Raw genomic sequence first — 21,759 nt, 5'->3', positions numbered from 1 at the left:
GTCCAGTGTGCCGCCTCGCCGAGGTGGCGAGCGCCGGCCGGCTACTCAGGTCGCCGGCCCCGGCCGCTCACTTCAGGCGGGTGCCGGTGGAACGCAGGTCGGCGCACGCCTGGGTGACGCGGGCCGCCATGCCGGCCTCGGCCAGCTTGCCCCAGCTGCGCGGGTCGTAGGTCTTCTTGTCGCCGACCTCGCCGTCCACCTTGAGCACGCCGTCGTAGTTGCGGAAGGCGTGGTCGACGATCGGCCGGGTGAAGGCGTACTGGGTGTCGGTGTCCAGGTTCATCTTCACCACGCCGTTCTCGAGCGCGGTGGCGATCTCCTCCTGGGTGGAGCCCGAACCGCCGTGGAAGACGAAGTCGAACGGGGACGCCTTGCCGTACTTCGCCGCGACGCCGTCCTGGAGGTCCTTCAGCAGGTCGGGACGGAGCACCACGTTGCCCGGCTTGTAGACGCCGTGCACGTTGCCGAAGGAGGCGGCCAGCAGGTAGCGGCCCTTCTCCCCGAGGCCCAGCGCCTCGGCGGTGCGCAGCGCGTCCTCGACGGTGGTGTACAGCTTGTCGTTGATCTCGTGGCTGACGCCGTCCTCCTCGCCGCCGGTGGGGGTGATCTCCACCTCGAGCACGATCCGGGCGGCGGCGGCCAGGGCCAGCAGCTCCTCGGCGATCTCCAGGTTGTCCTTCAGGGTCTCGGCGGAGCCGTCCCACATGTGCGACTGGAAGAGCGGGTTCTCGCCCCGGTCGACGCGCTCCCTGGAGAGGGCGAGCAGCGGCCGGACGTAGCCGTCCAGCTTGTCCTTCGGGCAGTGGTCGGTGTGCAGGGCGACGTTGACCGGGTACTTGTGGGCCACGACGTGCGCGAACTCGGCGAGCGCGGTGGAACCGGAGACCATGTCCTTGTTGTACTGGCCACCCAGGAACTCGGCGCCGCCGGTGGAGATCTGGACGATGCCGTCGCTCTCGGCCTCGGCGAAGCCGCGCAGCGCGGCGTGCAGGGTCTGCGTCGAGGTGACATTGATGGCCGGGTAGGCGAACTTGCCCGCCTTGGCCCGGTCAAGCATCTCGTTGTAGACCTCTGGGGTCGCGATGGGCATCTGTCCGCTCCTTGTATGCGTTGATCTGCTCGTCGGCGTCCCGCTCATCCTCCCAGAGAAGGACCCATACCGGGACAGCGCGCGACAGTTTCACGTGAAACCACTACAGAGTGTTATCTCCCCAGTTCAGGGGGAGATCAGCCGAGGCCCAGGTCGCCCATCGAGTACGCCTGGTAGTAGGGGAGGCCGGCCGCCTCGATGGCCGGAGCGGCGCCCCGCTCGACGATCACCGCGACGGCCACCACCTCGGCGCCGGCCTCGCGCAGCGCGGCCACCGCGTCGAGCACCGAGCCGCCGGTGGTGGAGGTGTCCTCCAGCGCCAGCACCCGGCGCCCCGCCACGTCGGGGCCCTCGATCCGGCGCTGCAGACCGTGGGCCTTGCCGGCCTTGCGCACCACGAAGGCGTCGAGCCGACGGCCGCGGGCCGCGGCCGCGTGCAGCATGGCGGCGGCCACCGGGTCGGCGCCCAGCGTCAGCCCGCCCACGGCGTCGAAGTCGAGATCCGCGGTGAGGTCGAGCAGGACCTCACCGACGAGCGGCGCGGCCTCGCCGTCCAGCGTGATCCGCCGGAGGTCGACGTACCAGTCGGCCTCCCGGCCTGAGGAGAGGACGACCTTGCCGTGGACGACGGCCTTGTCCTTGATCTGCTGTAGCAGTTCGTCACGCGCGCTCATGGTTCACGACATTACGCCAGGCCGGATCAGAGCCTTCGCCACGTCCAGGTTGTGGAGATCTCCAGCGGCTCCAGCTCCGTGACCAGCCGCGGCTGGCTGTTCAGCCCGTTGGGCGGCCCCGACTGGGGCTCGACGCAGACGGCCTCGGGCTGCTCGTCGTAGACGACGACCCAGGGGGTGCGGCTGGCGACGGTCAACTCCAGCTCGTCCGGCCAGTGGAGGGCGACCCGGACGCCGTCGGGCATCACGAAGCAGTCGTCCCAGGGCCCTGGCCCGGGCGGGACCCGGTGCCCGGTCGGCAGGTGGTCGTCACCGCGCTCCTCCTGCCACTCCGCGGTGAAGTCGAGGGTGACGTCCTTGCCGCCCGGGCTGAGGGTGCGGAGGAACCAGGGGTGCCAGCCGGCCTGCGCGGGGAAGGAGTCGCCCAGCGTCTCCACGGCGAGGGTGAGGGTGAGCCCCGAGCCGTCCTCGGCGAGCTCGACCAGCTGGCTCACCCGGCCGGGGTAGGGCCATGGGTCGTCGAGCTCGCAGACCAGCGCGACGCTGCGGTCGTCCGCGGTGACCACCCGCCAGGGCCGGCGCCGGACGGTGCCGTGGATCGCGTGCGGGCCGGCGTTCAACGGCAGCTGGTGGACGGTGGTGCCATTGCTGAAGCGGCCCTCGCGGGTGCGGCCGCACCAGGGCGCCATCACGAAGGAGCCGAAACGCTCGCCCTGGCGCAGCAGTTCGAGCTCGCCGACGCGGAGGGAGGACAGCCGGCCGCCCTCGTCGGGGCGCACGGTCAACTCGGTGTCGGCGGCGCGGAGTCGCACTCCGCGGTCGGTGTCGTCGGTGGTCACCCCATGACGATAACGATCTGATGTATGCAGATCCTAATGTCGCCGCCGGATCCTGCCGGATGCCGCCGGATGGGGCGTCCGACGGCGGCGACGGGGCTAACGGAGCGCGGCTCGCCGCCGGCGCAGCGCCCGGCCGACCAGAACCACCGAGGCCAGCGCGATGGCGGCGGCCGGCGCGGCCCAACGCAGCACGACGGCGGCGCCGGTCGGCTGCCCCGGCGCGGGGTCGGGGGCGTACCGGCCGCGCGGTGGGGCGTGATCGACCTCCTCCGCGCTGCGCCCGATCATCGTGCGCCGGGCGAAGTCGGCCTCCGGCTCCGGAACGGCGACGCCGGCGGCGACCAGGTCGTCGGCCACCTGGATGTCCTCGGCCGCCTCGGCCTCGGCCGGGTCGCCCAGCTCGCCGAGGTCGGCGGGCCAGAGCTCGGCCTCCACCTCGGACGACTCGGCCGACGGCCCGAGACCTGGCTCGGGCTCCGGCTCGGGCGCGGCCGGGATGACGGGGATGGCGGGCTCGTTGTCGTCCGGGGCGCCGATGCCGGCCGCCAGTTCGGTGGGCGGCGGCTCCTCGGCGTCGACGAGGTCCATGGCCTCGACGGCGTCCACGGTGTCGACGACCTCCATGGCGGTGGCCAGCTCCTCGACCAGCGCCTCGGCGAACCGGTCGAGCAATCGCCGCCCCGCCGCGGCCCGCTGGTCGGCGGCGTGCTCGACGAGCCGGCCGCCGGCCTCGACGGTGCCGGCGAACGAGAGCGTGCAGCCGGGCCGGTCGGCGACCGGGCGCGGCACCACGGTGAGCACCAGCCGCGCCGCCCCTTCGCCCCTGACCTCGCCGCCCACCGCCTCGACGGTGAGCCCCTCGCCGCGCTCGGTCAGGGTCAGGGTGCCGCGGTAGGTGATGGTCGAGGAACCGATCCGCACCTTGAGCCGGCCGGCGAGCCCGCCGCCCGGCTCCAGTCGCAGGCCGGGCACGCACCGCGCCACCCGCTCCGGCTCGGCGAACGCGCTCCGCACGGCGGTGGCGGACAGCGGCAGATAGACCTCGTGCTCCATGGCCATGGCGCGGAGCCTACCCACACGACATGATCGGATCACTTATTCATCGGCACCGCGCGCCGGAGCTCACCCGCCGCTCACCCGGAGTGGCCCGGCCCACGCTCGGTGGGCGAGGACGTCAGCCGCTCGGCCGCCGCCTGCTCCAGCGGCGGGACGACGGCCATGCAGGACAGCAGCGCGGTGATCACCCCCAGGCTCAGCAGCAGGAAACGGCGCCGGATCCGCTGCGGCAGGTCGCCGCGGAAGAGCCACAGCACCAGCGCCGCGCCCGCCAGCGCGTTGACCACCCCCGTCAACAGGGCCGCGTTCAGCCGGCCGAACAGCGGCAGCAGAAGAAAGGGGAAGGTGAGGCCGCCGAGCAGCGCGCCCACGTAGTCGGCCGCGGACAGGTCGGCCACCGCCCGCCCCGCGTCCTGCCGCCTGATCCGCTGGATCAGCGTCATCAGCAGCGGCATCTCGGCCCCGATCAGCACCCCCATCGCCAACGAGAAGCAGATCAGCGTCGGGGTGGCCTCGCCGAACAGCAGGAAGCTGAGGTAGAGCGCCATCGCGGAGCACCCGCCGACGAGCGCCAACAGCACCTCGATCAGGCCGAAGTTGACCGAGGCCCGGCCCCGGAGCCGCTTCGCGCCGAGCGAGCCGAGCCCCATCGCGAAGACCATCAGCGAGAGCACGATGGAGGTGTGGGTGACCGTGTCCCCGACGAGGTAGTCGGCCAACGCGATCAGCTCGAGCTCGTAGACCAACCCGCAGGCCGCGCAGACGAAGACCGTCAGCAGGACCAGAACGCGCCCGGCGCCGGCCGACACCGGGAGCACGGCCATCGCCGAGCGCTGCGACTCGGAGTACCGGGACTCGGAGCACTCGGCGTCGGACGTCTGGATCATGTACCGAACGTTACGTCACACTTCGAGATCGAACTGTCACCCACAGGGGTGGTTTCCCAGCGAGTTCCGCTCCGGGTGACCCGAGTTCGGGTGGCGACGAGCCGACCCTCCTGCGGGTAGGCGTGCCAGGTGCGCCAGTGCACCTGGTCGCCGCGCCGCTGCGCGAGCAGCGCCGTGAACGCGTTGGGGTCGCCGGGGAAGAGCCCGGCCAGGCCGTGCGGATGCTCCGCGACGAGGGCGAGCAACTCCTGGGCGCGGCCGGCGAACGACCCGGCGCTCAGGCTCTCGACGCGGGCCGCGAACTCGTACTCGAAGTTCCCGAGCCGTTTGGAAACCCCCAGGGGCAGCGGGGTGTTGCTCCCCGGCATGCACGCGACCGTCTCGGAACAGGTGCCGTCCCGGTGGTCGAGCAGCACCTGGTGCGATGCGCCCAGCACGCGCAACTGCACCCGCGCGCCGGCGAGTTCGAGATCGAGAGTGGCGAGGGCCGGCAGCGGTTCCCGGCCAAGAGCCCAGGCGAGGTCGGCGGCGCGGGTGTCGGTGTAGGCGGTGTGGATGGAGGTGAGCATGGGTGGACCCCCGCATGCGGGCAGTTGAGGGTGGTCTGGATCGCCCCTCGGGACGCTCGGAGACAGCGCCACCACCGAACCACGGAACCACCGACCGCATCAGCGTTTTTACCCAACTTCACCAGGTTTCCATCCCCTCGGGGGGAGGGTGGCTCAGGTGTTCGCACGCCACCGGCGGCGACCCGACGGCCCCCGACGCGCGGGCGCGACCACGCCGCCCACGGCGGTCGACGCCAACCCCCTTGGCACGTCGCCGTATTCGAACAAAAATACACAGTCAACGCGCGGAGACTCGGCCAATTGCCCGCATTCGCCCGGCAAAACACCGAAACCCTGATAACGGGTCAGCGTGCTTCACATCTCGTCTGCACAACGGTCACTCCGTCGCACTTGTTCGCTATCTGATCTGTGAGGAAGCTCAGCGGAACTTCACACCAAAGTGACTTACTGGGGAAGGCCCGATTGATGACGAGATTCGGCAGAACGTCGAAGATCGCCGCGGCCCTGCTGGGAGGCGCCCTCGTCCTCTCCGCTTGCGGCGGCGGCAGCGACGACGAGAGCGACGACACCAACGACGAGTCGAACGGCTCGGGCGGCACGGTGACCTACGCCATGGCCCAGCCGTGGCAGAGCTACAACAACACCACAGCCGGCGCCAACACCGTCGCCAACGGCCAGGTCATGGAGCAGGTGCTCTCCGGCTTCTGGACCTTCGGCAACTCGGACGGCCAGCCGATCCCCAACGAGGACTTCGGCACCTTCGAGAAGGTCTCCGACGACCCGTTGACCGTGAACTACACCATCAACGAGGCCGCCGTCTGGTCCGACGGCACCCCCATCGACTGCGACGACATCCTGCTCTGGTGGACCGCGCAGAGCGGCGCCTTCGACGGGCTGTTCTCCGCGGTCGGCACGCAGGGCGTCGAGGACACCGCGCAGCCCGAGTGCGAGCCGGGCGGCAAGTCCTTCACCATGCTCTACGACCAGCCGTTCGCCGACTGGCTGACCGCGGGCCCGGGCCACGGCAACACCGCCATCCAGCCGGCCCACGTCGTGTCCGAGCAGGGCGGGTTCGCCTCCGAGGAGGAGTTCATCGCCGCGCTGCAGGGCGACGACCCCTCGGCGCTCGATGCCGCGGCCGAGTTCTACAACAACGGCTGGGTGATCGAGGGCTCGCTCCCCGACCCCGCGCTGATCCCGTCCTCCGGCCCCTACGTCATCACCGGCTACGAGGCGAACCAGTCCGTCACGCTCACCGCCAACGAGAACTGGTGGGGCGAGCCGCCGGCCAACGACTCGATCGTCTTCCGCACCATCGCCGACGAGGAGCAGGTCCAGGCCCTGCAGAACGGTGATGTCGACATCATCGAGCCGCAGCCGACGGTGGACATCGCCCAGCAGATCGCCAACGCCTCCACCGTCGAGAGCGAGGTGGGCGAGGAGTACACCTACGAGCACATCGACTTCAACTTCAACGAGGGTCCGTTCGCCGACTCGCTGGCGCTGCGCCAGGCGTTCGCCCTCTGCGTGCCCTACGAGGACCTGGTCGTCAACCTGATCCAGCCGGTCGTGCCGGACGCCGAGGTCAAGCAGGTCCGCAACGTGGCTCCCTGGGACCCCGGTTACCAGGAGGCCGTGGACGCCTCGCAGGCCACCATCGACGAGTTCGGCACCACCGACCTCGCCGCGTCGCGCGCCCTCCTGGAGGCCGAGGACGCGGTCGGCACCACCGTCCGTCTCGGCACCCTGGAGAACCAGCGCCGCCTGGACGCCGGCGCCCTGATCGAGGCGTCCTGCGAGGAGGCCGGCTTCGACGTCGAGTTCGAGCCCGCGACCGACTTCTTCGACACCACCGGCGCGCTGGCCGAGAACCGCTTCGACGTGGCCATGTTCGCGTGGGCCGGCTCCCCCGACCGCTCCGGCTGGAACTCCACCTACCGGACCGTGAGCGAGTGCTCCGCGGAGGGCAAGGGCAACAACAACGGCTGCTACTCGAGCCCGGAGATGGACGAGCTGCTCGACTCGGTGCTGCGTACCTCGGAGCAGTCCGAGGCCATCGAGCTCACCGCGCAGATCGAGGCTCTGCTCTGGGAGGACATGGTGACGATCCCGCTGTACCAGCACCCGGGCATCACCGCCTGGAACGGCGCGGTGGAGAACGTCATCCCCAACCCCTCGCAGAACGGCATCACCTGGAACGCGGACCAGTGGGCCAGGTCCTGACCACCCACTGACCCGACCGGTGGCCCGCCCCGGCGGGCCACCGGCGGCGTGCCAGGCGCCCGTGCGGGGCCGGGGGGAGCCCATCCCTCCGGCCCCGCCGTCGTACGACCTCCGTACGGTGGCGGCCGCCGCGACCGGGCCCCTGTTTCCCCGCCTCTCCTCGCCCCCCGAACCTCTGGAGTCAGCGCACCATGCTCGTCTTCATAGCGCGGCGGCTCTTCGTCTCGATCTGGGTGTTCCTCGCGTCCTCGGTCCTGGTCTTCGTCCTCTCCACGCAGGTAAGGGACCCACTGGCCGAGGCCAGGGGGCTGCCCGACAGCGCCCGAGAGAGCAAGATCGCCGAAATCACCGAGCGCATGCACCTGGACGACTCGGTACTCGTCCGCTACTTCCGCTGGCTGAGCGACGCGCTCACCGGCGACCTCGGCACCAACCGGCAGGGCCAGAGCGTCAACAGCATGCTGGAGACGGCCTTCTCGGCCACCATGCAGCTGATCGTCGGCGCGACCGTGCTCTCGATCGTCGTCGGCATCAGCATCGGCGTCATCTCGGCCCTGCGCCAGTACACGGCGCTCGACCAGACCGTCACCTTCGTCGCGTTCATCTGCTTCTCGCTGCCGCTCTTCTGGGTGGGCACGCTGCTGAAGCAGTTCCTCGCCATCGACTTCAACGACTGGCTCGCCGACCCGGTGATCTCCCCCCTCTTCATCGGCGCCATCTCACTGTTCACCGGTCTGTTCTGCGGATCCGTGGTGCTCGGCGACCGGCGGACCCGGCTGATCGCCTTCGTGTCGAGCACCGGCGCCATGGCCGTGCTGCTCGCCGTGTTGTCGGCCGCCGAGTGGTTCGCCGACCCGGGCCTCGGCCCGATCGTGGTCGCCCTCACCGCGGTGGCCGGCGCGGTCGGTTTCACCACCCTGGTGAGCGGCCTGGAGTGGCGACCGCCGCTGCGCTCCGCCCTGATCGCCGCCGCCCTCGGCATTGTGGCCTACTTCGCCCTCGAACCGGTACTGGATAATCCACAGCTGCCGACGATTATCGGACTGGCACTGCTGACCGTGGGAATCTGCTTCGCCATCGGCTGGTACGTCGGCGGCGCCCTGGACCGGCGCAACGCCATCCCGGCGACCGTCTTCACCGGCCTCTTCGCCGGCGCCGTGATCTTCACCGACCGGCTGCTCCAGTCGTTCGCCGGCTACAGCGAGTCGGTCGGCGGCCGCCCGATCTCCACGGTCGGTTCCGAAACCCCCAACTACGAGGGGACGTTCTGGGAGAGCGGCCTCGACTCGTTCGGCCACCTGGCACTGCCCACCCTGGCGCTGGTGCTCATCTCCCTGGCCACCTACACCCGTTACACGCGAGCCAGCATGCTCGAGGTGATGAACCAGGACTTCGTGCGCACCGGCCGGGCCAAGGGCCTCAGCGAGCGCGCCGTGGTCACCCGGCACGTGCTGCGGAACGGCCTGATCCCGATCACCACGCTGATCGCCTACGACATCGGCACCATCGTCGGCGGCGCCGTGGTCACCGAACAGGTCTTCGGCTGGTCGGCGATGGGCAGCCTGCTCTTCACCGGCATCGAACAGGGCGACCCCATGCCGATCATGGCCTTCTTCGTGGTGTCCGGCGGCGCGATCGTGCTGTTCAACATGATCGCGGACATCGCCTACGCCTTCCTCGACCCCCGCATCCGGCTGTCCTAAGGAGGGAAGGCCATGACGACGCAGAACGCAGAACCGTCCGGGACGGCGAAGGGCCCGGCGGCCGCCGGCGCGGCCACGGACGCCGCGCAGGGCATGTCCATCGTCGCCCGCTCCCAGGGCCAGTTGGTCAGGCGCCGGTTCCTCCGGCACCGCGGCGCCCTGGCGGGCATGATCCTGTTCTTCATCGTGGTGACGCTCGCCGTCTCCTCGATCGGCGCCGGGCCGATCCCCGGCTGGTGGGACAAGGACCCGACGGAGACCGGTCAGGTCGTCGCGGCGGGCCGGCCCACCCTGTCCGTGCTGCCCGAGTTCCTCGGCGGCGGCGGGGTCCACCTCGGCGAACACCCCTTCGGCCAGGACAACATCGGCCGCGACTACTTCGCCCTCACCATGCGCGGCACCCAGGTGTCGCTGGTGATCGCGCTCCTCACCGGCCTGGTCGCCACCCTGGTCGGCACCCTGATCGGCGCGGTGGCCGGCTACTTCCGCGGCTGGACCGAGTCGGTGCTGATGCGGATCACCGACGTGGTGATCGCCATCCCGACCCTGCTGATCGCCGGGCTGATCGGCGTCATCGTCGCCGGGCGCGGCATCGTGATCTTCGCGGTCTTCCTCGGCCTGTGCCTGTGGACGCAGATCGCCCGGCTGGTGCGCGGCGAGGTGCTCTCGCTGCGCGAGAAGGAGTACGTGGAGGCGGCGCGCTCGGTGGGCACCCGCTCCCGGCGGATCATCTTCAAGCACATCCTGCCCAACACCATGGGCGTGATCATCGTCTCCGCGACGCTGATGATCGCCAGCGCGGTGCTGACCGAGACCGCGCTCTCCTTCCTGGGGCTCGGCGTGCAGGCGCCCGACACCTCGCTCGGCCGGCTGATCAGCGACTACCGCACGGCGCTCACGGTGCGGCCCTGGCTCTTCTACTGGCCGGGCGTTTTCATCATCGGCATCGCCCTGTCGATCAACTTCATCGGCGACGGGCTGCGTGACGCCTTCGACCCCCGACAGACCCGGGTGCGTGACTGATGTCTTCCCTAACCCCACCTGTCCCCCCCGCGACGAGCGTGCCGGAGACGGCCGCCAACGTCACCGAGGCCGCCGAGGACGTGCACCAGGCCAGGACCCTGGCCGACTCGCGGCCGCCGGCGGACGAGGAGATCCTGACGGTCGAGAACCTGACCGTCGAGTTCCCGACCGACGACGGCGTGGTGCGGGCCGTCCGCGGCATCAGCTACACGCTGCACGCCCGCGAGGTGCTCGGCATCGTGGGCGAGTCGGGCTCGGGCAAGTCGGTCTCGTCGATGGCCGTGATGGGCCTGCTGCCCAAGAACGCGCGGATCCGCGGCAGCATCCGCTACCGCGGCCAGGACCTGCTGACGATGCGGCCCAACGAGCAGCGCTCGCTGCGCGGCCGGAAGATCGCGATGATCTTCCAGGACCCGATGACCTCGCTCAACCCGGTGCGCACGGTCGGCGACCAGCTCGCCGAGGCCGTGCTCGCGCACCACCTGGTGCCGCGCAAGCAGGCGCTGGGCCGGGCGAAGGAGATGCTCGACCTGGTGGGCATCCCGCAGGCCGACCGACGGTTGCGGTCCTATCCGCACGAGTTCTCCGGCGGCATGCGGCAGCGGGTGATGATCGCGATGGCGATCATCAACGACCCGGACGTGATCATCGCGGACGAGCCGACGACGGCCCTCGACGTCACCGTCCAGGCGCAGATCCTGGAGAAGCTGCTCGAGGTCAAGGACGAGGTCAACGCGGCGATCCTGATGATCACCCACGACCTCGGCGTGATCGCGGGCATGGCGCACCGCACCCTGGTGATGTACGCCGGCAAGCCGGTGGAGGTCGGCTCGACCGACCAGGTGTTCTACGAGCCGCGGATGCCGTACACCGCGGGGCTGCTCGGCTCCATCCCCTCCCTGGAGGGCGAGCGGGACGGGCGGCTGCGGCCGATCGGCGGCACCCCGCCCTCGCTGATCCACCTGCCGGCCGGCTGCCCGTTCTCGCCGCGCTGCCCGCTGGCGACAGACGAGTGCCGGTCGGGCGAGCCGGAGCTCGCGGCCGTGGGCGACGGCCACCTGGCCGCCTGCCACCACAGCGACACCCTCGCCGAGGCCGAGGACGCCACCGCGTTCTTCCGCACGGCCGGCCCAGAGGAGGCCCGATGAGCACGCGGACCGACGTTCCGTCCGCACCCGAGCTGTTGAAGGTCACCGATCTGGTGGTCAACTTCCCGGTGCGCGGCGGCGGGCTGCTCCGCCGGGTGGTGGGGCAGGTGCAGGCGGTCAGCGGGGTGTCGTTCTCCGTCGCGGCGGGCGAGACCCTCGGCGTGGTGGGCGAGTCCGGCTGTGGCAAGTCCACCACCGGGCGGGCCGTGCTCCAGCTGCTCAAGCCGACCTCCGGCTCGGTGACCTTCGACGGCCAGGAGATCACCGGCCTGTCGGCGACCCAGCTGCGGCCGGTGCAGCGGAAGGCCGGCATGGTCTTCCAGGACCCGTACGCCTCGCTCAACCCGAGGCTGCCGGTGAACGACATCGTCGCCGAACCGCTGAAGGTGCAGGGCGTCTGGCGCGAGGGCGGCAAGGCGCGGGTGGCCGAGCTGCTCGAACTGGTGGGCCTGAGCCCGGAGCACGGCAACCGCTACCCGCACGAGTTCTCCGGCGGCCAGCGGCAGCGCATCGGCATCGCCAGGGCGCTGGCGCTCGACCCCAAGCTGCTGGTGCTCGACGAGCCCGTCTCGGCGCTCGACGTGTCGGTGCAGGCGGGCGTCGTCAACCTGCTGGAGGACCTCCAGGACCGGCTTGGCGTGGCCTATGTCTTCATCGCCCACGACCTGTCGGTGGTGCGGCACATCTCGGACCGGGTCGCGGTGATGTACCTGGGCAAGGTGGTGGAGACCGGCACCAGGAGGGACGTCTACGAACGCCCGAGCCACCCCTACACCCAGGCCCTGCTGTCGGCGGCCCCGCTGGCCGACCCGAAGCGGGAACGGGCGCGCCGGCGCACGGTGCTGACCGGGGACGTGCCGAGCCCGCTGTCGCCGCCAAGCGGCTGCCGCTTCCGCACCCGCTGCTGGAAGGCCCAGGACATCTGCGCCACGGAGGAGCCCGTCCTCGAGGACCGCGGCACGGCCCACCCGGTGGCCTGCCACTTCCCCGAGGAGGCGGCCACGGCCGCTCCCGCCGCCTGATCGGCCTCCCCACCCCGCGGCCCGGGCGGGCCACGGGGTGGGGGCCGGGGAGACAAGGAGGGCAGGGAGGCAGGGAGGCAGGGAGCCGACAAGCTCCCGGCGCTCCCGGCGCTCAGCCCTCGAGCAGTTCGTCGATCCGCCGGACCTTGGCCGTCAGGCCGTCGGTGACGCCGTCCCGCACGTCGGCCTTCAGCACCAGGCTGACCCGGCTCACGCCCCGCTCCCGCACGGCCTCGACGGCGGCCTTCACCACCGCCATCACCTCGTCCCACTCACCTTCGATGGAGGTGAACATCGCGTCGGTGCGGTGCGGCAGCCCGCTCTCCCTGACCACCCGCACGGCCGCCGCGACGTCCTCCGCGACGTCCTCGCCGGCGCCGATGGGCGTCACCGAGAACGCGACGATCACGCGGCACCGCCCCCGGCGCCGCCCTCGGCGTCACCGTCGCCGTCGTTGGTGTCCTGCTCCTCGGAGGACTCGGCGTCCTTCTCCAGGCCGAGGCGCTCGACCAGCCACCGGTCGAACTCGACCGAGGCCCGGACCCAGCTGACCAGGCTCGCCACGAAGTGGTCGAAGCCGACGCCGGCCCCGATCAGCATCTGCACCTCGCCGATCAGCCGCACCGAGCCGTCGTCGTTGGTGTGCGTGTACACCTTGGGCCAGAGCGTGGTGTGGTTCCACTCGTTGGCGCTCTCCAGCAGCCGCGGCTTGTCGTCGATGGTGTGCGGCCGGTCGTAGAAGGTCCGCACCGACAGGATCCGCTGCTGCTCCTCGCCGCGGAACAGGAAGTAGGTGCGGAAGTCCTTCCAGGGCGCCACCAGGTCGCCCTGCTTGTCCTCCACGTACTTCAGCTTCATCCGGTCGAGCAGCTGCTTGATCAGCTCCTTGTTCGGCATGATCGGCCCCGCCGGCTTGCGCGCCTGCTGCGGTTGGCCGCCTTGCTGGCCACCTTGTTGACCGCCGGACTGGCGGCCGGGCTGGCCCCCGAAGTTCGGGATTGCGGACGGGTCGACAGACACGGGATAAGTCCCTTCATAGGGTTTCGAAGGCTCTCCCCATACTCCCCCATCACTCCCGGGACGTGGCAACCAGTGGTACGGCCCGCGAGCCCGGCCTGCCGAGGCCCGTCACCAGGCCCGGTCAGTCGCGCTCGGCGACGTCCAGCCGCAGCCCCCCGTCCGGACTGGCGTCCACCCGGACCGTGTCGCCGTCCCGCACCTCGCCGGACAGGATCCGCCGGGCCAGCGGGTCGCCGATCGCCGTCTGCACCAGGCGCCGCAGCGGCCGGGCGCCGTACGCCGGGTCGTTGCCCTCGTCGGCCAGCCAGCGCAGCCCCAGCTCGGTGACCTCCAACGTGAGCCGCCGGTCGTCGAGCCGCCGCTGCAACGCGTCGATCTGCAACCGGGCGATCCGGCCCAGCTCGCCGCCGGTCAGCACGCCGAACACCACGAGGTCGTCGAGCCGGTTCAGGAACTCGGGCCGGAAGGCCGCCCGCACCGCGGCCAGGACCTCCTCCCGCTGCTCGGACGGCTTGGCCAGCGGGTCGATCAGGTGCTGGCTGCCGAGGTTGGAGGTGAGGATGAGGATGGTGTTGCGGAAGTCGACCGTGCGGCCCTGACCGTCGGTCAGCCGGCCGTCGTCCAGCACCTGGAGCAGGATGTCGAAGACCTCGTGGTGCGCCTTCTCCACCTCGTCGAGCAGCACCACGGTGTAGGGGCGGCGGCGGACCGCCTCCGTGAGCTGGCCGCCCTCCTCGTATCCCACATAGCCGGGGGGCGCCCCGACCAGCCGGGCCACGGAGTGCTTCTCGCTGTACTCGCTCATGTCGATGCGGACCATGGCCCGCTCGTCGTCGAAGAGGAAGTCGGCCAGCGCCTTGGCCAGCTCCGTCTTGCCGACGCCCGTGGGGCCGAGGAAGAGGAAGGAGCCGGTGGGCCGGTCCGGGTCGGCGACCCCGGCGCGGCTGCGCCGCACCGCGTCCGACACGGCCTGGACGGCCTCGCTCTGGCCGATCAGCCGCCGGCCGAGCTCCTCCTCCATCCGCAGCAGCTTCTCCGTCTCGCCCTCGAGCAGCCGGCCGGCCGGGATGCCCGTCCAGGCGGAGACGACGTCGGCGATGTCGTCGGGGCCGACCTCCTCCTTGACCATGGTGGACCCGGCCGCCTCGGCCTCCGCCTCGGAGGCGGCGGCCAGCTCCCGCTCCAGCGCCGGGATCTCGGCGTACAGCAGCTTGGACGCGGTCTCGAAGTCGCCGTCCCGCTGGGCGCGCTCGGCCAGGCCACGCGTCTCGTCGAGACGCTCCTTGAGCTCGCCGACCCGGTTGAGGCTCTCCTTCTCCTTCTCCCAGCGGGCGGTCAGGCCGCGCAGCTCCTCGTCGCGGTCGGCCAGCTCCCGCCGGATCCGCTCGAGCCGCGCCCGGGACGAGACGTCCGACTCGCCGGCCAGCGCCATCTCCTCCATCCTCAGCCGGTCGACGGAGCGCTGGAGCTCGTCGATCTGGACCGGCGAGGAGTCGATCTCCATCCGGAGCCGGGACGCGGCCTCGTCCACCAGGTCGATCGCCTTGTCGGGCAGGAAGCGCGAGGTGATGTACCGGTCGGAGAGCGCGGCGGCCGCGACCAGCGCGCCGTCGGCGATCTGCACCTTGTGGTGGGCCTCGTAGCGGCCCTTGAGCCCACGCAGGATGGCGATGGAGTCCTCCACGCCCGGCTCGGCCACCAGCACCTGCTGGAAGCGCCGCTCGAGCGCCGCGTCCTTCTCGATGCGCTCGCGGTACTCGTCGAGCGTGGTGGCGCCGACCATCCGCAGCTCGCCGCGGGCCAGCATGGGCTTCAGCATGTTGCCCGCGTCCATCGCCGAGTCGGCACCGGCGCCCGCGCCGACGACCGTGTGCAGCTCGTCGATGAAGGTGATGATCCGACCGTCGCTCTCCTTGATCTCGCCGAGGACGGACTTCAGCCGCTCCTCGAACTCGCCCCGGTACTTGGCGCCGGCCACCATGGCGCCGAGGTCGAGCGAGACCAGCCGCTTGTTCTTCAGCGACTCGGGGACGTCCCCCTTGACGATGCGCTGGGCCAGCCCCTCGACGACGGCGGTCTTGCCGACGCCCGGCTCGCCGATCAGCACCGGGTTGTTCTTGGTGCGGCGGGAGAGCACCTGCACGACGCGGCGGATCTCGTGGTCCCGCCCGATCACCGGGTCGAGCCGGCCCTCGCGGGCGGCGGCGGTGAAGTCGGTGCCGAACTTCTCCAGGGCCTTGTAGGTGCCCTCGGGATCGGGGCTGGTGACCCGCTGCCCGCCGCGGCCACGCTGGAACGCGGCCAGCAGCTTCTTGTCGGTGGCGCCCTGGCGGGCCAACAGCTCCCCGACAGCCCCGCCGCGCGCCGCGAGGCCGATCAGCAGGTGCTCGGTGGAGAGGAACGAGTCGCCCAGCTCCTTGGCCCGCTGAGCGGCGTCCGAGAGGACGGACAGCGTCTCCCGGTTCGGCTGGGGCTTGGCGACGGAGGAGCCCTGGACGCTCGGCAGCGCGCCGAGCACCCGCTCGGCACCGGAACGGAGCGCGGCCTGGTCGGCGTCGACGGACGCGAGCAGGTCCTGGATGTTCTCGTTCTCCTGCCCGGAGAGCAGGGCGAGCAGCAGATGAGCCGGAGTGATGTCCGGGTGCCCGTCGGCCAACGCCCGATCGTTGGCCGCGCTGATCGCCTCCCGGCTTCGGTTGGTCAGCTCCCCGTTCACTTCCGCGACGCCTCCCTGTAGCTGCTAATGACAACGTGCGATAAGTTGAGTCTACGCCACTCAACCCGCAATTCGTCCACTCCTTCGCCTGCCCCCTTTCGGGTGAAGAGGATCTTGTCCTGAGGCACCCCGGCATGGAGGGCCGGCGGGCGTGCCGATGGTGGTGGTGGATCGAGGCCACGAGACCGTCAGCCCGTTCAGCCAGCCGCTGAGGGACGACCACAGGGAGGTCGTCTCCGCCCGCTTCGGCGCCCCCACCCCCCACCCGCTGCCCGACCCCTTCGGCTTCGCGCCGGACACCGGCGCCGTCCGCTTACCCGGCTGCCCCGGCTGACCCGGCTGGCCCCCGGCCGGCCCGGCTCAGTCGCCGGCGGCGGCGAACAGCTCCCGCGCCTCCTCGGGGAACGGCCGGCCCACCACGTGCCCGTCGGCGCTGCCCACCGACATCACCGCGACCACCGTCCCCGACTGGCCATCGGCCGCGAAGTCCTGCATCCACGGCCCGCCGCTCGACCCGGCGGTCAGATCGCAGTCGTCGAGCACCAGACCGCCCACGTTGGGCTCCTGGGCCTCGCCAGGGCCCAGCACGTCGGTGTCGCCCTCGCAGTAGCGCAGCGACTCCCCGTCGTAGGGGTCGGCCGCCGGGTAGCCGAGCGCCGCGACCCGCCGGCCCTCCGTCACCGGCTCGAACACCAGCCGGTTGGCGCCCTGCGCCTCCTGCACCGTCCGGCCGTTCTTCTTCGCCAGCGTGAGGAAGGCGTAGTCGTGCGGCAGCACCTCCACCGTCTCCCGGCTGACGTCCCAGCCCTCCGGGGTACGCCAGGAGGCGATGCGCCAGCCGTCCTCCCGGTAGTCGTCCTCGTCGTGGTCGTACCCGGGCACGAACCACGCCTCGCGCGGCGGATCCGGGTTCTCCCTGGTCCGCGCGCAGTGCGCGGCGGTGGCCACCACGCTGCCGTTGGGCGCGTCCACGACGGCGCCCGAGCAGAGGCCGAGCCGGCCGCCACCGGCGTCCCAGATGATCTTGCCCACGGTGGCGACCGTGCCGCCGTCCCACCGCTCGGCGGCCGCGGCCGTCGGCGGCGCGGAGAGCCCGGCCAGCGAGACCGCGGCGAGGATCGACAGCAGCGGAGTTTTCATACGGACACCCTGGGAGCCGCGCGGTGGGCCTGTCCAGCCGCCGTCAGCCGATGGAGTGGCGGTGCCGGGGCCGCCGACCGGTAAAGATCCAGCAAAGCCCGCCGCCGCGCCACCGGTGTGGACCACTGCCGCGCCGCAGGCGACACACTCGTCATGGCGAAACCCCGCACCCACCGCCCTGACGTGCAACTCCCGGTTATCCGAGGCGCATTGACGGCGTTATCCGGCACCACGAGCATGCCCATGCCCACTACCTCCGGAGGCCGACTTGCGAGGACGAGCACCCAGAACCCGCCTGATCGCCATGGCCGCCACCGCGGCCACGGCCGTCGCCCTGCCCCTGCTGCTGACCGGCCCACCCGCCGCCGCGGACTCCGACGACACCGCGCTCCAGTCCGCGTTCGCCGAGGCCGCCGACCGGTACGACGTGCCGGAGAGCGTGCTGCTCGGCGTCGCCTACCTGGAGTCGCGCTGGGACGGCCACCGCGGCGCGGCCAGCGTCTCGGGCGGCTACGGCCCGATGCACCTGACGGACGCGGCCACCGCGCTCGCCGAGTCCGCCGGCCACGGGCACCACACGGACGGCGCCGAGGACCCGCGCGGCGACGACTCCCGCCCGGTCTCGGCCGTCGCCACGGGTGACCGGGCCGAGGACGCGACCGCGGCCGCGACCGCGACGATGGCCGCCGCCGTGGCCGAGCAGGCGGCGGTGCGCGCACCCGCGGCGCGCACCCTGCCGCGCGCCGCGGACCTGACCGGGATCCCCGCCGACGAGCTCCGCGCCAGCGAGGCCGCCAACGTCGCCGGCGGCGCCGCGCTCCTCGCCCAGACCCAACGCCAACTCGGCGCCCCGCTCAGCGACGACCCCGCCGACTGGTACGCCGCCGTCGCCGGCTACGCGGGCGCCGAGACCCGGGAGGCGGCCCAGGTCTTCGCGGACGACGTCTACGACCTGATCGCCACCGGCGCCACCCGCGTCACCGACAGCGGCCAGCGAGTCGTCCTGGCCCCCGCCGACGTCACGCCCGACACCGCGACCGTCGACGCGCTCGGCCTGCCGAGCCAGGGCCGTGCCCCCGAGGTGGAGTGCCCGCGGAGCGTGGCCTGCGACTGGATCCCCGCCCCCTACCAGGAGCTGGGCGACGGCGACTACGGCAACCACGACCTCGCCGACCGGCCGAACTCGCAGGACGTCGACTACATCGTCATCCACGACACCGAGGCCACCTGGGAGACCACGCTCGACCTGGTGCAGGACCCGACCTACGTCTCCTGGCACTACAGCCTGCGCTCCTCGGACGGCCAGATCGCGCAGCACCTCCCCACCAGGGACGTCGGCTGGCACGCCGGCAACTGGTACGTCAACGCCAAGTCCATCGGCCTCGAACACGAGGGCTTCCTCACCGATCCCGACGCCTGGTACACGGAGGCGATGTACCGCACCTCGGCCCGCCTGGTGCGGTACCTGGCCCGCGCGTACGACATCCCGCTCGACCGGCAGCACATCATCGGCCACGACAACGTCCAGGGCCCGACCAACGCCAACGTCTCCGGCATGCACACCGACCCCGGCCCCTACTGGGACTGGTCGCACTACTTCGATCTCCTCGGCGCCCCCTTCCACGCCACGGCCGGCCCGCGCGGCGGCCTGGTCACCATCGCGCCGGACTACGACTCCAACACCCCCTCCTACGTGAACTGCGGCGGCACCGGCGCCGCTTGCGAGCCGCACGGCTCGGGCGCCGTCCGGCTGTACACCGCCCCGAGCCACGACGCGCCGCTGGTCCGCGACATCGCCACCCACCCGGGCGGCGGCGAGTCCTCGACCGGCGTGAACGACGTGGGCGCCCGGGCCTCGGCCGGCCAGACCTTCGCGGTAGCCGACCGCGAGGGTGAGTGGACGGCCGTCTGGTACCTGGGCCAGGAGGCCTGGTTCCACAACCCGGCCGACGCGCCGACCGCCGTCAACGCCCAGGGCCCGGTCGTCACCGGCAAGCCGGGCGCGACGACCATCCCGGTCTACGGCCGCGCCTACCCGGAGGCCACGGCCTACCCGGCGGACGTCCCGGTGCAGTCGGTGGTGCCGCTCGCCTACGAGATCCCGGCCGACCAGGAGTACGCGGTCGGGCTGCGCACCGACAGCGAGTACTACCGGGCCGTCACCTTCGACCCGGCCGACCACCAGGTGGTGCGGGGCGAGAGGTACTACCAGATCCAGCTCGGCCACCGGATCGGCTTCGTCCGCGCGGCCGACGTGGAGCTCGGCTGGTCGGGACACTGACCAACCCGGCGGTCGGCGGGGCTCGTTACGATGGGGACGATGCCCCGCCGACCGCTCGTCATCGCCGCCCTGGCCGCCGCCGTGCTGGCCGCGCTCATGATCACCGTGGCGGTCAGGGGCGGCGCGCCCTTCGCGCTGGACTCCAGGCTGCACGACTGGGCCGTCGACCACCGAAGCCCCGCCTGGACCACCACCTTCAAGGCGATCACCGACACCGGCAGCGGCCCTCCCGCCATGGCCCTGGGCGCGATCGCCGGCGCGCTGGCGATCCCGCGCCGATGGTGGCTGGGCGCGGTGGTCGGCCTCGGCACCCTGCTGGTGGGGATGCTGTTCCGCTGGCTACTGGTCAACTGGCTGGGCCGGCCTCGCCCCCCGGTCGCCGACTGGCTCACCCACCCGGACAACCCTTCGATGCCCTCGGGGCACGCCGCCACGTCCGGCATGATCGCCATCGGCTTCGCCCTGGTGCTGTCGCGCCATCTCCCCCGCGCCCTCGCGTACGGCCTCCCCGCCGTCTGGGCCGTGCTGGTCGGCGCCAGCCGGGTCTACCTCGGCGTGCACTGGGCCACCGACATCCTCGCGGGCTGGCTCTACGCCGTCGCCTTCACCGCCCTGGTGCTCCCGCCGCTCGCCACCGCCCTGGCCAGGGTGCGGGGTGTCGACCGGCCGATCGGTGTGCGGGGGTGACCACCCGGCGGCCAGGTCGGGTCAGCGCCCGCGGTCGGGCCGCCAGACGACGATCGCCGAGGACTGCCTGACGTCCTGATAGGGCACCAGGTCACGCCGGTAGGAGGCGTGCACCTGCGCCTCCCGCTGACGCATCGCCAACGCGGCGCCCTCCACGGCCGCCTGGAGCTCGGCCACCTGTGCCTGGAGGGTCGCGACCTGGGTCTGCAGCGCGATGATCTGCTTGATCCCGGCGAGGTTGATGCCCTCGTCCTGGGAGAGCCGCTGCACCTCTCGCAGCAGCTGGATGTCGCGCGCCGAGTACCGCCGGCCGCGGCCGGCGGTACGGTCCGGCGAGACCAGCCCGAGCCGGTCGTACTGCCTGAGCGTCTGCGGATGCAGCCCGGAGAGCTGCGCCGCGACGGAGATGACGTATACCGGCGTGTCTTCGGTCAGCTCGTAGGGGTTCCCATAGGAGTTACTACTCGGTCCGTGCCGGCCGTCCATCTCTTACTCTCCCTTCGCGGCCTCGAACAGCCCTGCCCGAGGATCCTCGCCCTCTGCTGCCGCGCGGTACTCCTCCAGGGCGTTGCGCGCCCTGTCGCCCAGATCGCGGGGTACCGCGACCTCGATCGTCACCAACAGGTCGCCCCGGGAGCCGTCCTTGCGCACCGCGCCCTTGCCACGCGCTCGCATGGTGCGGCCGGCCGGGGTGCCCGGTGGCAACTTCAGGGTGACGGGAGGACCACCGAGCGTCGGCACCTTGATCTCACCACCCAGCGCCGCTTCCGGGAAGGTGACGGGCACGGTGATGGTGAGATTGTCACCTCGCCTGCCGAATATCGGATGTTCGTCCACATGGACGACGACATACAGGTCGCCGTTGGGCCCCCCGCGCTCGCCGGGCGCGCCCTTGCCACGCAACCGGATCCGCTGGCCGTCGTCGACGCCCGCCGGGATACGCACCTGCATGGTGCGCGAGCTGGTGGCCCGCCCGCTGCCGCGGCAGACCGGACACGGATCCTGGGCGATCAGGCCGCGCCCCTTGCAGTCCACGCACGGGTCGGTGAGCGAGAAGCCGCCCCCGCCGCCGCGACTGACCTGGCCGGTGCCGACACACGTCGGGCACACCCGCGGTGTGCCGTTCTTGTCACCGGTGCCGGAACACGCCTTGCACGCCGCGCTGGACGACATCCGCAGCGGAACGGTGGCCCCCGACACGGCCTCGGTGAAGCTGAGGGTCACCTCGGACTCGATGTCCTGGCCCCGGCGCGGAGTGGTGCGAGTGCCCGCGCCGCCCCGGTTGAACAGGCCGCCGAACACGTCTCCGATGCCGCCGCCGAAGCCACCGGCCGCCCCGCCGGGGCCCGGTCCTGTGCCCTGGGGGCCGCCGAACAGGTCGCCCAGGTCGAAGTTGAACTGGCCGCCGGCGCCCGGCCCCGGCCGGAAGCCGCCGTTGCCGAAGAGAGCACGCGCCTCGTCGTACTCCTTGCGCCGCTTCGCGTCCCCGAGCACGTCGTAGGCCTCGGAGACGTCCTTGAAGCGGTCCTCGGCGCGTACGTCCCCCTTGTTGGCGTCCGGGTGGTTCTCCCGGGCCAGCTTGCGGTACGCCTTCTTGATCTCGGCCTCGGTGGCGTCACGAGGAACGCCGAGGACCTTGTAGTAGTCCTTCTCGATGAAGTCCTTGGTGCTCATCCCCGGC

The 21,759-nt window shown here is 71.7% G+C and carries 20 protein-coding genes; 8 read left to right on the top strand and 12 right to left on the bottom strand.

Going from position 1 to position 21,759, the window contains the following annotated elements; all coding sequences use genetic code 11:
- Positions 1 to 67: 67 nt before the first annotated feature.
- The 6 genes from fbaA to ACYVPE_RS04860 all read right to left on the bottom strand — a co-directional run bounded on the left by fbaA (position 68) and on the right by ACYVPE_RS04860 (position 5,115).
- The gene (fbaA, locus tag ACYVPE_RS04885) at positions 68 to 1,090 is read right to left on the bottom strand and encodes a class II fructose-bisphosphate aldolase (RefSeq protein ID WP_461032130.1); all 1,023 of its coding nucleotides are present in this window, start codon (positions 1,088 to 1,090) and stop codon (positions 68 to 70) included.
- A 137-nt stretch (positions 1,091 to 1,227) separates the two neighbouring features.
- Positions 1,228 to 1,764: an orotate phosphoribosyltransferase gene (gene pyrE, locus ACYVPE_RS04880; RefSeq protein WP_461032129.1), complete on the bottom strand. Its 537-nt coding sequence runs from the start codon at positions 1,762 to 1,764 to the stop codon at positions 1,228 to 1,230.
- Positions 1,765 to 1,790: 26 nt separating this feature from the next.
- Positions 1,791 to 2,603: an aldose epimerase family protein gene (locus ACYVPE_RS04875; RefSeq protein WP_461032128.1), complete on the bottom strand. Its 813-nt coding sequence runs from the start codon at positions 2,601 to 2,603 to the stop codon at positions 1,791 to 1,793.
- 96 nt (positions 2,604 to 2,699) lie between these two features.
- Complete coding sequence (locus ACYVPE_RS04870; RefSeq protein WP_461032127.1) at positions 2,700 to 3,662, bottom strand: SRPBCC family protein; 963 nt, start codon at positions 3,660 to 3,662, stop codon at positions 2,700 to 2,702.
- Positions 3,663 to 3,736: 74 nt separating this feature from the next.
- Entirely contained in the window at positions 3,737 to 4,546 is an 810-nt protein-coding gene (locus ACYVPE_RS04865; protein WP_461032126.1) for a hypothetical protein, read from the bottom strand.
- Positions 4,543 to 5,115, bottom strand: coding sequence for a DUF2617 family protein (locus tag ACYVPE_RS04860; protein ID WP_461032125.1), 573 nt, complete (start codon positions 5,113 to 5,115; stop codon positions 4,543 to 4,545). The genes ACYVPE_RS04865 and ACYVPE_RS04860 overlap by 4 nt, the downstream gene beginning before the upstream one ends.
- Positions 5,116 to 5,580: 465 nt before the next feature.
- Between ACYVPE_RS04860 and ACYVPE_RS04855 the strand changes: the two genes are divergently transcribed.
- The 5 genes from ACYVPE_RS04855 to ACYVPE_RS04835 all read left to right on the top strand — a co-directional run bounded on the left by ACYVPE_RS04855 (position 5,581) and on the right by ACYVPE_RS04835 (position 12,234).
- A complete protein-coding gene (locus ACYVPE_RS04855) occupies positions 5,581 to 7,338 on the top strand; it encodes an ABC transporter family substrate-binding protein (protein WP_461032124.1) in 1,758 nt (585 codons plus the stop codon).
- Positions 7,339 to 7,529: 191 nt separating this feature from the next.
- Positions 7,530 to 9,041, top strand: coding sequence for an ABC transporter permease (locus ACYVPE_RS04850; protein WP_461032123.1), 1,512 nt, complete (start codon positions 7,530 to 7,532; stop codon positions 9,039 to 9,041).
- A 12-nt stretch (positions 9,042 to 9,053) separates the two neighbouring features.
- The gene (locus ACYVPE_RS04845; protein ID WP_461032122.1) at positions 9,054 to 10,064 is read left to right on the top strand and encodes an ABC transporter permease; all 1,011 of its coding nucleotides are present in this window, start codon (positions 9,054 to 9,056) and stop codon (positions 10,062 to 10,064) included.
- A gap of 38 nt (positions 10,065 to 10,102) precedes the next feature.
- Positions 10,103 to 11,212: an ABC transporter ATP-binding protein gene (locus tag ACYVPE_RS04840; protein WP_461032121.1), complete on the top strand. Its 1,110-nt coding sequence runs from the start codon at positions 10,103 to 10,105 to the stop codon at positions 11,210 to 11,212.
- The gene (locus ACYVPE_RS04835) at positions 11,209 to 12,234 is read left to right on the top strand and encodes an ABC transporter ATP-binding protein (protein WP_461032120.1); all 1,026 of its coding nucleotides are present in this window, start codon (positions 11,209 to 11,211) and stop codon (positions 12,232 to 12,234) included. The genes ACYVPE_RS04840 and ACYVPE_RS04835 overlap by 4 nt, the downstream gene beginning before the upstream one ends.
- 112 nt (positions 12,235 to 12,346) lie before the next feature.
- On the opposite strand, the gene ACYVPE_RS04830 is transcribed toward ACYVPE_RS04835, so the two are convergent.
- The 3 genes from ACYVPE_RS04830 to clpB form a co-directional block, all read right to left on the bottom strand.
- A complete protein-coding gene (locus ACYVPE_RS04830) occupies positions 12,347 to 12,643 on the bottom strand; it encodes an MTH1187 family thiamine-binding protein (RefSeq protein WP_461032119.1) in 297 nt (98 codons plus the stop codon).
- Positions 12,640 to 13,254, bottom strand: coding sequence for a YbjN domain-containing protein (locus ACYVPE_RS04825; protein WP_461032118.1), 615 nt, complete (start codon positions 13,252 to 13,254; stop codon positions 12,640 to 12,642). The genes ACYVPE_RS04830 and ACYVPE_RS04825 overlap by 4 nt, the downstream gene beginning before the upstream one ends.
- Positions 13,255 to 13,375: 121 nt before the next feature.
- A complete protein-coding gene (gene clpB, locus ACYVPE_RS04820; protein ID WP_461032117.1) occupies positions 13,376 to 15,970 on the bottom strand; it encodes an ATP-dependent chaperone ClpB in 2,595 nt (864 codons plus the stop codon).
- Positions 15,971 to 16,121: 151 nt separating this feature from the next.
- On the opposite strand from clpB, the gene ACYVPE_RS04815 reads away from it, so the two are divergent.
- Positions 16,122 to 16,304, top strand: a complete 183-nt coding sequence (locus ACYVPE_RS04815) for a hypothetical protein (protein WP_461032116.1) — start codon at positions 16,122 to 16,124, stop codon at positions 16,302 to 16,304.
- Between the two features lie 26 nt (positions 16,305 to 16,330).
- Here ACYVPE_RS04815 and ACYVPE_RS04810 read toward each other — a convergent pair whose 3' ends face one another.
- Positions 16,331 to 17,110, bottom strand: a complete 780-nt coding sequence (locus ACYVPE_RS04810; protein ID WP_461032115.1) for a trypsin-like serine peptidase — start codon at positions 17,108 to 17,110, stop codon at positions 16,331 to 16,333.
- 304 nt (positions 17,111 to 17,414) lie between these two features.
- Between ACYVPE_RS04810 and ACYVPE_RS04805 the strand changes: the two genes are divergently transcribed.
- Both ACYVPE_RS04805 and ACYVPE_RS04800 read left to right on the top strand, forming a co-directional pair.
- Positions 17,415 to 19,391 carry an N-acetylmuramoyl-L-alanine amidase gene (locus ACYVPE_RS04805; protein ID WP_461032114.1) on the top strand — a complete coding sequence of 659 codons (1,977 nt, stop codon included), beginning with the start codon at positions 17,415 to 17,417 and terminating at the stop codon, positions 19,389 to 19,391.
- A 39-nt stretch (positions 19,392 to 19,430) separates the two neighbouring features.
- A complete protein-coding gene (locus ACYVPE_RS04800) occupies positions 19,431 to 20,078 on the top strand; it encodes a phosphatase PAP2 family protein (RefSeq protein WP_461032113.1) in 648 nt (215 codons plus the stop codon).
- A gap of 21 nt (positions 20,079 to 20,099) precedes the next feature.
- Here the strand turns inward: ACYVPE_RS04800 and ACYVPE_RS04795 are convergent, their stop codons facing one another.
- Together ACYVPE_RS04795 and dnaJ are read right to left on the bottom strand one after the other, a co-directional pair.
- A complete protein-coding gene (locus ACYVPE_RS04795; RefSeq protein WP_461032112.1) occupies positions 20,100 to 20,564 on the bottom strand; it encodes a heat shock protein transcriptional repressor HspR in 465 nt (154 codons plus the stop codon).
- Between the two features lie 3 nt (positions 20,565 to 20,567).
- Positions 20,568 to 21,752, bottom strand: a complete 1,185-nt coding sequence (gene dnaJ, locus ACYVPE_RS04790; protein WP_461032111.1) for a molecular chaperone DnaJ — start codon at positions 21,750 to 21,752, stop codon at positions 20,568 to 20,570.
- Between the last annotated feature and the right edge of the window lie 7 nt (positions 21,753 to 21,759).

This window comes from Streptomyces mayteni, assembly GCF_054783955.1.
Note: the sequence above shows the minus strand (reverse complement) of the source record. Positions and strands in the feature narration are given on the sequence as shown.

Excerpts from the sequence above, each read along its gene's own strand:
- ACYVPE_RS04800 (WP_461032113.1), top strand. The coding sequence starts at position 19,431 with ATGCCCCGCCGACCGCTCGTCATCGCCGCCCTGGCCGCCGCCGTGCTG.
- ACYVPE_RS04870 (WP_461032127.1), bottom strand. The coding sequence starts at position 3,662 with ATGGCCATGGAGCACGAGGTCTATCTGCCGCTGTCCGCCACCGCCGTG.
- ACYVPE_RS04865 (WP_461032126.1), bottom strand. The coding sequence starts at position 4,546 with ATGATCCAGACGTCCGACGCCGAGTGCTCCGAGTCCCGGTACTCCGAG.
- ACYVPE_RS04810 (WP_461032115.1), bottom strand. The coding sequence starts at position 17,110 with ATGAAAACTCCGCTGCTGTCGATCCTCGCCGCGGTCTCGCTGGCCGGG.
- pyrE (WP_461032129.1), bottom strand. The coding sequence starts at position 1,764 with ATGAGCGCGCGTGACGAACTGCTACAGCAGATCAAGGACAAGGCCGTC.
- dnaJ (WP_461032111.1), bottom strand. The coding sequence starts at position 21,752 with ATGAGCACCAAGGACTTCATCGAGAAGGACTACTACAAGGTCCTCGGC.
- fbaA (WP_461032130.1), bottom strand. The coding sequence starts at position 1,090 with ATGCCCATCGCGACCCCAGAGGTCTACAACGAGATGCTTGACCGGGCC.
- ACYVPE_RS04835 (WP_461032120.1), top strand. The coding sequence starts at position 11,209 with ATGAGCACGCGGACCGACGTTCCGTCCGCACCCGAGCTGTTGAAGGTC.
- ACYVPE_RS04855 (WP_461032124.1), top strand. The coding sequence starts at position 5,581 with ATGACGAGATTCGGCAGAACGTCGAAGATCGCCGCGGCCCTGCTGGGA.
- ACYVPE_RS04805 (WP_461032114.1), top strand. The coding sequence starts at position 17,415 with ATGGCCGCCACCGCGGCCACGGCCGTCGCCCTGCCCCTGCTGCTGACC.
- ACYVPE_RS04795 (WP_461032112.1), bottom strand. The coding sequence starts at position 20,564 with ATGGACGGCCGGCACGGACCGAGTAGTAACTCCTATGGGAACCCCTAC.
- ACYVPE_RS04850 (WP_461032123.1), top strand. The coding sequence starts at position 7,530 with ATGCTCGTCTTCATAGCGCGGCGGCTCTTCGTCTCGATCTGGGTGTTC.
- ACYVPE_RS04845 (WP_461032122.1), top strand. The coding sequence starts at position 9,054 with ATGACGACGCAGAACGCAGAACCGTCCGGGACGGCGAAGGGCCCGGCG.
- ACYVPE_RS04860 (WP_461032125.1), bottom strand. The coding sequence starts at position 5,115 with ATGCTCACCTCCATCCACACCGCCTACACCGACACCCGCGCCGCCGAC.